At 37.0% G+C, this 12,892-nt stretch carries 8 protein-coding genes and 1 pseudogene; 7 read left to right on the top strand and 2 right to left on the bottom strand.

What is annotated here, in order from left to right; all coding sequences use genetic code 11:
* Positions 1-62: 62 nt before the first annotated feature.
* On the bottom strand, positions 63-2,624 hold the full coding sequence (locus HRG09_RS21455; RefSeq protein WP_174102849.1) for an Ig-like domain-containing protein: 2,562 nt from the start codon (positions 2,622-2,624) through the stop codon (positions 63-65).
* A gap of 420 nt (positions 2,625-3,044) precedes the next feature.
* Here HRG09_RS21455 and HRG09_RS21450 point away from each other — a divergent pair, with 420 nt between their 5' ends.
* Positions 3,045-4,115 (top strand): N-acetylmuramoyl-L-alanine amidase family protein, encoded by a 1,071-nt coding sequence (locus HRG09_RS21450; RefSeq protein ID WP_174102848.1) that lies wholly within the window; start codon positions 3,045-3,047, stop codon positions 4,113-4,115.
* Positions 4,116-4,227: 112 nt separating this feature from the next.
* Here the strand turns inward: HRG09_RS21450 and HRG09_RS21445 are convergent, their stop codons facing one another.
* Positions 4,228-5,025 carry a LysM peptidoglycan-binding domain-containing protein gene (locus HRG09_RS21445; RefSeq protein WP_174102847.1) on the bottom strand — a complete coding sequence of 266 codons (798 nt, stop codon included), beginning with the start codon at positions 5,023-5,025 and terminating at the stop codon, positions 4,228-4,230.
* A 715-nt stretch (positions 5,026-5,740) separates the two neighbouring features.
* Here HRG09_RS21445 and HRG09_RS21440 point away from each other — a divergent pair.
* The 6 genes and pseudogenes from HRG09_RS21440 to HRG09_RS29555 all read left to right on the top strand — a co-directional run.
* Positions 5,741-6,034: an RNA polymerase alpha subunit C-terminal domain-containing protein gene (locus HRG09_RS21440; protein ID WP_174102846.1), complete on the top strand. Its 294-nt coding sequence runs from the start codon at positions 5,741-5,743 to the stop codon at positions 6,032-6,034.
* A gap of 323 nt (positions 6,035-6,357) precedes the next feature.
* Positions 6,358-7,317 (top strand): ferrochelatase, encoded by a 960-nt coding sequence (gene hemH, locus HRG09_RS21435; protein WP_174102845.1) that lies wholly within the window; start codon positions 6,358-6,360, stop codon positions 7,315-7,317.
* A 57-nt stretch (positions 7,318-7,374) separates the two neighbouring features.
* On the top strand, positions 7,375-8,841 hold the full coding sequence (gene katB / locus HRG09_RS21430) for a catalase KatB (RefSeq protein ID WP_174102844.1): 1,467 nt from the start codon (positions 7,375-7,377) through the stop codon (positions 8,839-8,841).
* Positions 8,842-9,231: 390 nt separating this feature from the next.
* Positions 9,232-10,689 (top strand): flavin monoamine oxidase family protein, encoded by a 1,458-nt coding sequence (locus HRG09_RS21425; protein ID WP_174102843.1) that lies wholly within the window; start codon positions 9,232-9,234, stop codon positions 10,687-10,689.
* A 59-nt stretch (positions 10,690-10,748) separates the two neighbouring features.
* The gene (locus tag HRG09_RS21420; RefSeq protein ID WP_174102842.1) at positions 10,749-11,153 is read left to right on the top strand and encodes a nucleoside hydrolase; all 405 of its coding nucleotides are present in this window, start codon (positions 10,749-10,751) and stop codon (positions 11,151-11,153) included.
* A 482-nt stretch (positions 11,154-11,635) separates the two neighbouring features.
* Positions 11,636-12,892, top strand: a pseudogene (locus HRG09_RS29555) (IS200/IS605 family accessory protein TnpB-related protein); the annotation flags it as partial.

The raw sequence follows: 12,892 nt of genomic DNA, 5'->3' as shown, positions 1-12,892 counted from the left end.
CATTCACCAATTTACACTAACACCCTAGAAAATCGGCTTACAGAGACTGTAAGCCGATTTTGCTATTTCACTTGAATATAAACATATTTATTATATTTCCCATCTTCCGTCGTTGCAGTTAAAACAACACGCCCTGGTTTCAATGCTTTTACATAAGTTGCACCATTTTGATTTTCAAGTGCAACGATACTAGAGTCACTACTTTTCCATGTTATGTTTCTATTTGATGCATTTTCAGGAAGAACGGAAGCAGATACAGGTTTGGAATCTCCTTGTTTAAGTTGGAAAGATCGTTCGGCCACTGTGATTCCTGTAACAGACACATGATTTGGTTTAACAGTTACTTTACATGTTGCTACATATTCACCAGTAACAGTTGTTACAGTGATTGTTGTCATACCAGCCTTTTCAGCAGTGATAATTGCCTTGTCATCCGTTGCTTTTATTGTTGCGATAGTTGGATCATCACTTTTCCAAGTTAATTTTTTATTTGTAACATTAGGATTAATCTTTGCAGTGATTTCAAACGATTCTCCCTCTTTTAAGGAATGTTCGGACTTGCTAAGCTTTAGGCTAGTCGGGAATGTTTCTAATACGTTCTCAGGTGTTTTTGCATCCCAGGTTGCTGGTTTGTTTGAGCGTAGTGCTTGCGTTACAATCGCTGCTGTATCCATATTTGTCATTGGAGCAGTAATGGTTGTTTTTGCTGGAATGCCAGGACCGTTAGCCGCCCAGAAAATTGTCTTTTCTTCAGGAGATTCTCCTCCGTGACCATAGCCTTTCCCGCCGTGATCGGTTGTCATAATAATAAGACTATCTTCTAGTAAACCAGCGTCACGAATTGCATCTAATACAATACCTACATTTTTATCTGTTTTTTCAATTTGTTTCATATATGCTGGGCTGCTGTAACCTTGAGAATGACCAGCACCATCAATATCATCAAAGTGAATGAATGTGACTTCCGTATCTTTTCCGTCCGTTTTAATATAATTTGCGATTTTTGGTGCTAACTGATCATCTCGAACAGACTCCAAGTGAGCACCTACGGATTGTTCGATAATTCCTATATTAATTGGACTCCATGCAGAGAATGAAGCTGTTTTTGCATATGGTCGTTCTTGTTTTAGTACTTTCATAAATGATGGATAAGGTGAGTTTTCAGGATACGCTTGGGACCCTGCGGTTGTATTATTGATATTTGTTTTATCAGGTGTTACACCATGTAAGATTCCGCCCCAGTTTTGAGCGCTAATTGTTGGCGAAAGAGCTTTAGCGTTATAAGTACTTGCGCCGCCTTCGATAAAATTTTTAATGTTAGGAGCATTTGCATCTTTGACAGCAATACCAGCTCCATCTAATCCGATAATAAAGACATGTTTGTACGGATAATTTGTAGATTGTTTTAGTCGTTCCTCAAGAGAAAGTGTGTCATTTTCGTCAATTTTTCCGTCTTCATTTAAATCAGCGTGCTTGACTTCATTCCAGTTTTCATTATTTTCATCAGATCCGATGTATTGTTTTACAAAGTTTACATCACTTTGTTCGAGCAAACCATCCCGCGTTACATCTAAAGAATTTGTAACAGTTAGTTCTGCGTTCGCGACTTTTTCTCCATCTTCAGAAATAGCTTGAATGGTTGTTTTTCCTATGTTTTTCTCCATTACTTTTACTTTTCCATCTATCGTTTCAACGTCTGCGATGTCTTTATTACTGCTTGTCCAAGTTACATTTTTATTTGTAGCATCTGACGGCTTGATGTCGGCTTTTACATATGTGAAACCATCAACGTTTAAATGCATAGTTGGTTGGTCAATTGCAATATCAGTAACAGAGATAGGAGGAGCAGATTGGTACATCTGTTGAACATCTTCAGCCGTTACTGCTTTTTTTAGAATCGATACTTCATCTAATGCCGCGTTAAAATTGTTGCCAAACAAAGTTCCTTTGCCATCTACACCGATTTTTGTTGTGTAATTCGTATCGATTGTGCCTTTCATTTTACTAATATCAATTTGTTTTTCTAACTTTCCATCTTTATAAATCGCTGCATATCCATTACGGTCATGAGAAATTACGATATGATGCCAAGCGTTGTCAGCAACATTTGGAATAGAGGCATCAAGACGGGAGCTACCGGATGTTTTGAAATTCCAAAGGAGAGCTTTATCTTTTAAACCGATAAACCAGCCTAAATTCCCACCGCTTTGCCAATCTTTATTTGAAATAATAGCAGGATCAGCGTTTACGCCTGAAGATTTCACCCAAAAGGATACTGTGAAATTTGTGTTTTCTCCAAACTTTAATTGTGGTGTATCCCCTAAGTCGATATATGAAGCATTTTTCTGTGACGTTGATTTGAAATTGAGAGCTTTATTTACACGTCCATCTGTAAAAGAAGGGTTTCCATTTTTATATGAAATACTATGATTGGAAGCGGAACTATCATTTAGATTTCCTTCGAATGATAGTTTCAGAATTTCCTCAGAAAGGTGTTCTTGCTGCGCTTGCATTGCTTGATTAGGTGCTTCTGCTAAAACGTTAAATGGAATTGTAGTGGATAGGATTGTACTCATTGTAAGGGTAGAAATCAGTGCTGCTTTTTTAATAAAAGGCTGTTTCATTATAATTCCTCCTCATATGCTTGTTAGAATTCAACGGTTATCCGTTTGCTTTTCTAAGTTACATAGTAAAGTGCAAATTTTGAGGAATCATAACTGGAATATTGAGAGTTTTTTAAGAGGATGTGAAGTTCCACAGTTATTGAGAATATAAAATTGACCTGCTATTTGCGGAGAACAACCTTCAATGATTAAATTATTGATTTATTTGAATAATTTGTGAAATGGTAGATTGCAAGAATGTTGGCTCTGTGTCTATCTTTTATAACGAATAATGTAACATGAAAGTATTTTTTATTTCTCTTAATTAAAAAATATTACATTAATGTTACAGAAATATGTTGATTATATTAAAACGTCGTAATATAATTCTGTTTGTGGAAATAAAAACTAAAATTATTCATTATTTGGGGGATATGGAAAATGAAGAAAACTATTTTGCCAGTTTTAATGTCTGCAATGTTTGTAGTTCCTGCAGTATCTCATGCAGAAGAAAATGTAGTTTCTCAAAATAATACGTATAAAGTTGAGCAAGCTCAAGAAAAGAGTGGTTGGGTTCGAGATAAAGGGGATTGGTATTACTATAATGAAGATGGAACTATGGCTAAAGAGTGGAAAAAAATTAATGGCTTTTGGTATTACTTTAATCAAGATGGAACTATGACTAAATATATGAAAAATATCCAAGGAAATACATATTACTTTAATGATGATGGAGCTATGCAGATAGGATGGAAGAAACTGCAAGGTACCTTTGGCGGAAAGTGGTATTATTTTAACGAAGATGGAGCTATGGCTAAGGGCTGGAAAAAAATCAATGGCTCTTGGTATTACTTTGAAGAAAATGGTGCCATGGCCGACAGTCGCAAAACTATAGGAGGAAAAACGTACGCTTTTAATGAAGATGGAGCTATGATTACAGGTTGGTTAGAAATTAAAAGAGGTCCTTATACAGGAGAATGGTATTACTACAATGAAGATGGCTCTATGGCGATAGGTTGGACGAAAGTGAATGGAGCATGGTATTACTTAAATGCGAATGGCACAATGAAAAGCTCAGTAAATGGGTGGAACGAAGGTTGGTTAGATGAAGGAGGAAAGCGTTACTTCTTTGATGACAGTGGTGCTATGCGGACAGGGAAATTAGCTGAAGGCGGTACTATTTGGCACTTTAATTCAGATGGCTCAATGGTAACAGGATGGAAACAACTAGACGGTGAATGGTATTACTTTGATGATGAAACTGGTGCAGGTGAGCAAGGATGGTTTAGTCATAATGGAAAGTGGTATTACTTTTTTGATGTGATGCAAACAGGTTGGGTGCAAGATAAGGGTACATGGTATTACATGAATGAAGACGGAACGATGAAAACAGGCTGGTTACAAAAAGATGGAAAATGGTATTATTTACAGTCTAGCGGTGCAATGGCAACAGGGAAACACTTCATTGATGGAAAATGGTATTCATTCAAAGATAACGGCGCTATGATGTAACGAAAGTTTTTTATGGAGTATAATATGATACCAGATATATTTTAAGACGTTTCTATAATGAAAGAAGACACTTGTTAGAGTGTCTTCTTTCTATTTATGTCTCTTAACATATTTATTTAGCAAACACATGATTCCCGATTACTGCCATAGTTTGGCGCGTTGTAATCCATTTGTCAGTAGAGGTTTTTGGGTTATAGAAATAAAGCCAATCAGAATTACTTCCTTTCGTAGAGATTGCTTCCTCTACTGCCATTCTTGCTTCATGAGTTGCTGGTTGATTAATCCTTCCATCTGTAACTGGAGTAAAGGCATAGCCGTATTTAATAGGTTCATAAATTACATCGGTAATTGTATTTGGAAATTCTGTTGAATTAACGCGATTTAATATAACTTTTGCCACTGCAACTTTCCCAGCGTAAGGCTCTCCTCCAGCCTCGGCAGTAACCAAACGAGCCATTAAGTCCATTTCTTGTTCTGAAATGCCTGTCGTAATGATTAAGTGTTGACCTGCATAAATTCGGTCACCGTTTGTATGGTTAGCTTGTTTAATTGCTTGTATGGATACATTGTATCGTTTCGCGATAGCTCCTAATGTATCTCCCCGTTGAACTTGATAAACAGCTTGAGCTGAATGATTGGAAGCTGCTACATCTTTTTGCGGTGTAGACTCGCTTGATGAAGGCGAGATTGGAATGGTTAGCTGTTCTCCAATATAAATTCGATCATTCGCCTTATGATTCGCTTGTTTCATTGCCTGAACTGAAACTCCATAGTGGATGCTGAGATCCCAGAGAGTGTCATTCTTTTTAACAGTATGAATCGTTGCGGCATTGGCCACTCCTTGATTAGATACGAGTGTAATTGTTGCAGCGGATATAGGCAGCAAATGTTTCATCTTATGTAACTTCATTTGAAAAAAACCTCCTGAAAATCGTTGAGATATATTCATTTTGAATATAAATTCATAAATTAGTATAATTATTTCTAATTTATGGTTAAGTCATTTATATACTAACAAATTGAAAGAGTATCGTCATTAATTGTATATCAATATTTACACGATATACTTGAAGTCGAATATTGCAATGGAATTATATACCACTAATTATCTTTATACATCTTTCATTCATTTTATTTTGATTTTATAATATTAAACTTAGTAAGTCTTACACCATGAGATATCATATCTGCGCCTAAGGGAAGATGCGATATATACGGAAACTTGGTGTCTCTATTCATCAATCCACCGCTTTGACGATTGGTCGTCTTGTATAAGGGTGCTACCGGACTTTTATATCGTTGTATTCTTTTGTTGAACGAGAGGAACTGTTTTTATTAGGTCATAAATAGTAGAATCCCCCACCTCAAGATTATGTAGAGGTGGGATCAACTGTCCGTAAAAGCCCGATTGGTGAGGGTTAATAATCAGTGAAGGGAGAGGAAAACCTCCACTGATTAAAGTTTCACTTTATGTTAAAATCAAATAGAAATGGTGCGATAAGGGGATAGTGAAGCGCACATCAAAGTATAAATAGCAAACTTGGAAAAATTAAATAAATCAATCCTCGATAGTTAGTAGGGTGTTGAAAGGGAAAATAATTTCAACAGAAAGGAGACATTTTAATATGACGATTTCAGAAAAAAATGTAAGGGTTTGCGATAAAGGGCACAAATATTATAAAAGTAGCGAATGTCCAACCTGTCCGATTTGCGAGCAAGAGCGCAAACCTGACCATGGATTTCTTTCCTTACTATCAGCACCAGCAAGACGAGCACTAGAACACAGCGGAATCACTTCTTTGCAACAACTATCAACATATAGTGAGAAGGAGATTTTGCAATTTCACGGTATGGGACCAGCATCTTTACCTAAACTGAGAACTGCTTTGCAGGAAAATGGGTTATCATTCAAAAATTAAATATCAAGAACGATTATACTTACGGAAATGTATGATAGTGAAATAAGACATATGAGTAAAACGCCTGGATTTAGTTAAATCCAGGCGTTTTTGTATGAGTAGTATGCACCGATAGCACTCCTATATCATATTCGTTTTATATAGATCGAAGTAAACCAGAATATGACGAAAAATATTAAATAAATTATCAAATGAAATTCAAAATCATATTATAAAAAATACTTATTTATAATTATTATTTTGACGTACTCATTATCAATTGTTATACTGGAAACAAATGCTTTTGAAAAAGATTCTCATTTCCGATATTGAGGTGAATATAGATGAATAAGAAGAAAATAGGCTTACTTGTGATGGCGTATGGGACGCCAGAGTCATTAGAAGATGTGGGAGCATATTATACGCATATACGTCACGGACGAAAGCCATCTCAAGAAGCGCTTGATGATTTGGTGAGGCGCTATAAAGCGATTGGTGGTATTTCACCGCTAGCGAAGATTACAAAGGAGCAAGCCAACAAATTAACGGTTGAACTGAATAGACGTTTTTCAGAATATGAATTTGTTAGTTATTTAGGTTTGAAGCATGTTGCACCTTTTATTGAAGATGCAGTAGAAGAAATGAAACAAGACGGTATTGAGGAAGCAATTAGTATTGTATTAGCACCGCATTATTCAACGTTTAGTATTAAAGCGTACAACGAGCGCGCTCGGAAAATTTCTGAAAGTATAAATGGTCCAGCTATAGCACCGATTGAACAATGGTACGACGAACCGAAATTTATTGCTTATTGGGCAAACGAAGTGAAAGAAATATTTACTAGAATTGTGGATAGGGAGAAAGCCGTTGTTGTTTTTTCTGCACATAGTTTACCGGAAAAAATTATTGCAGCCGGAGATCCATATGTGAAACAACTGCAGCATACAGCGGATTTAATTGCTGCAGAAGCGGATATTCAGCATTATACAATCGCCTGGCAAAGTGCAGGTAATACACCAGATCCATGGATTGGACCAGATGTGCAAGATATAACGAAAGATTTATATGAAAAGTATGGTTATGAATCTTTTGTATACTGTCCTGTCGGGTTTGTAGCAGAACATTTAGAAGTGTTATATGACAATGATTATGAATGTAAAGTGGTAACAGATGAATTAGGTGCATCCTATTTCAGACCAGCTATGCCAAATGCGCAAGATTCATTTATTGATTGCTTAGTAGAAATTGTTTCCAAAAAAGCGAATGAAATAATTGACAAAAAAGTAATTTTAAATAATAATTAATTTATAATAATTCTAAATAAGTAATTATTATTATAAAATAATAGGAGGTTCCCCCTGATGAATCCAAATAATCGCTTAACAACAAACCAAGGTGCTCCAGTAGGAGACAACCAAAACTCTCGTACAGCTGGTCGCCGTGGACCGGTATTATTAGAAGATTATCATTTAGTAGAAAAGCTTGCTCATTTTGATCGTGAACGTATTCCAGAGCGTGTCGTACATGCGCGTGGCGCGGGTGCGCATGGTGTTTTCGTAACGAAAAATAGCATGAAGCAATATACAAAAGCAGCATTTTTACAAAACGTGGGAACAGAAACACCTGTATTCGTTCGTTTCTCAACGGTTATTCATGGGCAAGGCTCTCCAGAAACAGCTCGTGATCCACGCGGATTCGCTGTGAAGTTTTATACAGAAGAAGGAAACTATGATATTGTTGGTAACCATTTACCTGTTTTCTTCATTCGTGATGCAATTAAATTCCCCGACATGGTGCATTCTTTAAAACCAGCACCAGATACAAATATTCAAACGCCAGATCGTTACTGGGACTTCATGACATTGTCTCCAGAGTCTACACATATGATGACGTGGGTATTCTCTGATTATGGAACTCCAGCAAACTACCGCCAAATGGAAGGTTTCGGAGTGCATTCATTTAAATGGATTAATGCAGAAGGAAAAATTGTTTATATTAAATATCATTGGAAACCAAGGCAAGGTGTTCGTAACTTAAGTGCAAAAGAAGTAGAACAAGTACAAGGGAAAGACTTCAACCATGCAACTCGTGACTTATTTGATGCGATTGAAAAAGGGAATTATCCAAAATGGGATCTCCACGTACAAGTGATGCAACTGGATGAAATGGATTCTTTAGACTTCGATCCATTAGATCCAACGAAAGTATGGCCAGAAGATCAATTCCCATTAATGGAAGTCGGAACAATGACACTGAATCGTAATCCGCAAAACTTCTTTGCAGAAGTAGAACAAGCGGCGTTTACTCCGAGTGCAACTGTACCTGGCATTGAACCGTCTGAAGATAAATTATTACAAGGGCGCTTATTCTCTTACCCAGATACACAGCGTTATCGTCTTGGGTCGAATTATTTACAAATTCCAGTAAACTGCCCGTATGCAGCTGTTCGCAATCAACAACGCGATGGTGCAATGCAAATGAATCAACAACCATCTACGATTAACTACGAACCAAGTCGTCATGCGGAAAACCCAGTTGAAGATCCAGCATACCGCGATTCCACTATGAAGCTTGAAGGTTATGTATCTCGTGAAAAAATTGACAAACCAAACGACTTCAAGCAAGCGGGTGAGCGTTACCGTTCATTCTCTAAAGAAGAACAAGACAACTTAATCGCAAACTTAACAAACGACTTAAAAGATGTGCATGAGCAAACAAAATTACTTGCAATCTGCAACTTCTTCCGTGCGGATCAGGAGTACGGTATGCGTTTAGCGAAAGCATTAAATGTTGATATTTCGGCGTATGTAGGAAAACCTGCGAAGTAATAACATTCTTCATTCTCAAGTGGAACAAAAAAATATAAAACATACTTTTTAGGCGGGAGAGAGGGTCTGACGGGCATAGAAGCGGTCAGATCCTTTTTTTGTTCTATGCCAAGTTAAAATAAAGTGAGAAAACGAGAGTAGCTCATCTTGTAGCGGTGATTCATATAGGTATGTCTACGAATATAATGAATAAAAACGACAACTGATTTTCAGGCGCTTTGTATTTTAAAATATCTATAAGAACTTTATTTCTTTTTTATACTTTTTACTTTCTTGATTTTAATTGGAATATTGATTGAAAAGGTAATTATATACATTAATGTAAAAAACACATAGGCATCCCTGCGAAGGAATATAATGCAAGGAATACTTTTGCAGAGGAGAGAAGAGATGCCTGAGAATAGGAACAATCAATTAACCACTGAGCAAATGATTAGTATGATTAGAAATGGTCTTGGAAACTCGCAATCTCCTAAACATATTATTGTTGTTGGTGCGGGAATGGCTGGACTTGTTGCGGCCTCCTTATTAAAAGGAACGGGGCATACAGTCACAATTCTTGAAGCGAATGATAGGATAGGGGGACGTGTTCATACTTTGCGCTCTCCCTTTAGTAATGGTTTATACTTCAACGCAGGACCGATGCGAATTCCTAATACACATTCTTTAACCTTAGAGTATATCAAAAAGTTCAGGCTGCCGATAAATTTATTTATTAATCGAACTCCACTGGATATTATTTACGCAAATGGTGTTCAAACACGTCTCAACATGTTTGAACGGAATCCAAGTATTTTGAAATATCCAGTTTTTCCTAATGAAAGAGGGAAAACAGCTGAAGAATTGTTGCTTTTCGTCATACAACCTATTCTCGATTTTATTAAACAAGACCCGGAGAAAAATTGGCCTCTTCTGGAAAAGCGATATAGAAAATATTCGTTAGGTTTTATCTTAAACTCCTATTTTTCAGATGGTGCAATTGACATGATTGGTGTACTTCTTGATATGGAAGCATACATGGGGATGTCCTTTATTGAAGTTTTAAGGGAAGCCATATTTTTCACATCAACAACTCATTTTTATGAGATAACGGGCGGCATGGATCAATTACCTCGGGCATTTCTACCGCAATTAAAAGAAAATATACTATTCCATCAAAAAATGACAAAAATCGTTCAGGAAAAAAACAGTGTAACCATCCATTCTATTCATCAACAAACCTCAGAGTATTCCGCAATAACTGGTGATCTTGCCATAATAACGATCCCTTTTTCAGCTTTGCGATTTGTGAAAGTCGAACCGTATGATTCTTTTTCTTATAATAAGCGAAAAGCAATTCGCGAAGTCAACTATATGGCCTCAACAAAAATCGCAATCGAGTTTAAAAGCAGGTTTTGGGAAAGGAAAGGTCAATATGGTGGTAAATCTATAACGGAACTACCGATTCGGTTTACCTACTATCCAAGCTATGGGATTGGTACAAGAGGGAATGCGGTGATTTTGGCAAGTTATACATGGGCAGATGAAGCTTTAACGTGGGACAGCTTATCTGAAAAAGAGCGAATTCGATACGCCTTGATGGATTTAGCAGAAATTTACGGAAATCAAGTTTACTTTGAATTCGTGTCAGGTGCTTCCTTTAGTTGGGGGAAAAACCCTTATTCTTGTGGAGCTTTCACGGCTTTCGAGCCGGGACAGGAATTAGAATTATACCCGTATATCCCTACATCTGAAGGAAAAGTGCATTTTGCTGGTGAACATACGACGCTTACCCATGGGTGGATGCAAGGAGCAATTGAATCAGGAATACGGGTTGCGTATGAAGTAAATAACTTGGATCATCGGTAGTTGAAAAAGTTTTTGTAAGTGATAAAGAAATAAGTGTAAAAATCTAAAGAGGTGAATAAATGGGGAAGAAGGTTCTATTCTTTGGTGACATAGGAATTGATGATGCTGTAGCACTTATATTTACATATTTAGCCGACGAAATTGGAAAAACAGATTTAGTGAAACCTTTGCTAGACTATTATTATGATTTTTACAAGAAACGGGTGCCAAATATTCAAGGAAGTCCAGTTCATGACATTCTGCCATTAATGGGAATTATGTATGACGATATGTTTACCTATTATGAATCTCAAATTTTAACCATTGAAAACGGTACAGCTCGTGGACAAAGTATCGGGGATTTTCGAAACTTCTTTACTACTGAAAATTTAGGTGACCGTCCAAGGCAGCGTGTTGCTGTAAATTTTGACTATAATAAGTTTTTTAAAGAATTTATGACTGTAATGACAAAAGAACAATTTTAAAATAAAAACTAAACATAATACAGATGTGGTGCAAGGTATCTATTTTTATCTATACAAAATAAGAAACATAGCCTTTCACCTGACTAAAAAGGGTCAGATGAAGGGCTATGTTTTCATGTTTTGGCAGGCTGCAGTGAGATAAGCCCACATTTGGACAGACCTCAGTCCCCGGAACCGAGCGTATCGATAGCCATGTAGCTCTACATCATTGTTGTATATCTTGCAATCGATGTAACTAAATAATGTGATTATTATCAAGAAAAGTAGATTAAGTCCAGAAGTTACCTTCCTCCTCAGGTTATCTACTTTTCTGGATCATCAATCCGATTTATCATTTTAACCGAGAAGACCCCTTCCTCTAAACGAAGTGAAGGTGGGGGATGAATCGGTTTTTGCTTTTTAAAGAAAACGCCGCTTCTTTGTGGAACTAACGTTCGATTCGGTGTATAATGATCTCATCAAATAAAAGGAAGTGAGAACAGGTGAAGAAAGCGTATTTTTCGAAACGGATCTACAAGATAGATGTACCGCATGAAATGGTAGATGCATTGGTAGAGACAATCGAAACATTTAATCAGGCAAAACGTTTTGCGTTCCAAACGATCGTTCGTGAAAAACGTTGGAACCGTAAGTTGTATCCAGACAGTCTTCATCTCGTTCTCAAGCGAAACTATCAATTGAATGATTATTATGCAAACAGTGCGGCGCAAGAAGCAAAGGCGTTGTTTACAGGTTTAATGGCGTTACAAAAACAATATGAGAAGCAAACGCAAGAGAAGCTTAAGAAGCTTAAGAAAAAGTTGAAACAAGAACGGACAAAACTAACAAATCTTCGCAGAATCAAACAAAGTTGTGTGAAAGGAAAGTTAACGTTTCCGAAAAACACCCACTTCGCGAAGCACAACAACCTCATCTCCTTATCTCGTAAAAAAGACGCCTTAATTTGGCTAAATGAATATTTGTTTGAACACCAATACTTAGATGTTCAAATCAAAAGAATGCAGGCGAAAATCGGTCATCTCACCCACAGACAATCCCGTTTAATGCAAAAACTTTCATCTGATCAAACGAATATTCCAAGTGCAGTATTTGGAAGCAAAAAACTGTTTCGCTCGCAATTTACGATCCGCGAGTTTGTACGTAACCATGACAAATGGAAAACATGATTTTCTCGTGCTCGAAATAAACAACTGATCCTATCTGGCCGTAAAGATGCCAAACATGGCAATTTTGTATTTCAGTATGTGCCTGAGACAAAAGAATTATGGATGACGACAAGTTTTGGGAAAACACTTATGTTTCCAGCTGTTACGTTCCCATATGGACAAGGCGCCATTGAAGAAGTAATCACAACTCAATTACAGTGTAAGAATAAGAAAAAGTATGGCAAACCGATTGCATGGTCTGTGGAAGACTATGGTTCCTATTATATTGTGAAATGTGTAGTCGATGTACCGGAAAATCCACACACGAATTCCAGCACATCAGATGGTGTGATCGGTGTAGATTGTAATCTTGAGCATTTTGCTTGGGCAAATGTAACGAAGGATGGAAATTACAAAGGAAGTGGTTCCCTTCGTTTTTCTATTATGGGTAAATCTACAGGACAAATCACAAAAATCATCGAAGTGGAAGCGATTCGCTTAGTGGACTTAGCGGAGCGGTATAACAAGCCGATTGTCATCGAGAAGTTAGATACGACCCAATCGAAAACAGGGGATCGTTACGGAAATAAGCGA

It is taken from the genome of Bacillus sp. Xin1, from assembly GCF_013314535.1.
Taxonomy (GTDB): Bacteria; Bacillota; Bacilli; order Bacillales; family Bacillaceae_G; genus Bacillus_A.
The sequence above is the reverse complement of the archived record's forward strand: the minus strand, read 5'-3'. Positions and strand labels throughout refer to the sequence as shown.

What these genes read in the sequence shown, in the direction of transcription:
- HRG09_RS21455 (WP_174102849.1), bottom strand. Translation starts at nt 2,624, where the DNA reads ATGAAACAGCCTTTTATTAAAAAAGCAGCACTGATTTCTACCCTTACA.
- HRG09_RS21450 (WP_174102848.1), top strand. Translation starts at nt 3,045, where the DNA reads ATGAAGAAAACTATTTTGCCAGTTTTAATGTCTGCAATGTTTGTAGTT.
- HRG09_RS21445 (WP_174102847.1), bottom strand. Translation starts at nt 5,025, where the DNA reads ATGAAGTTACATAAGATGAAACATTTGCTGCCTATATCCGCTGCAACA.
- HRG09_RS21440 (WP_174102846.1), top strand. Translation starts at nt 5,741, where the DNA reads ATGACGATTTCAGAAAAAAATGTAAGGGTTTGCGATAAAGGGCACAAA.
- hemH (WP_174102845.1), top strand. Translation starts at nt 6,358, where the DNA reads ATGAATAAGAAGAAAATAGGCTTACTTGTGATGGCGTATGGGACGCCA.
- katB (WP_174102844.1), top strand. Translation starts at nt 7,375, where the DNA reads ATGAATCCAAATAATCGCTTAACAACAAACCAAGGTGCTCCAGTAGGA.
- HRG09_RS21425 (WP_174102843.1), top strand. Translation starts at nt 9,232, where the DNA reads ATGCCTGAGAATAGGAACAATCAATTAACCACTGAGCAAATGATTAGT.
- HRG09_RS21420 (WP_174102842.1), top strand. Translation starts at nt 10,749, where the DNA reads ATGGGGAAGAAGGTTCTATTCTTTGGTGACATAGGAATTGATGATGCT.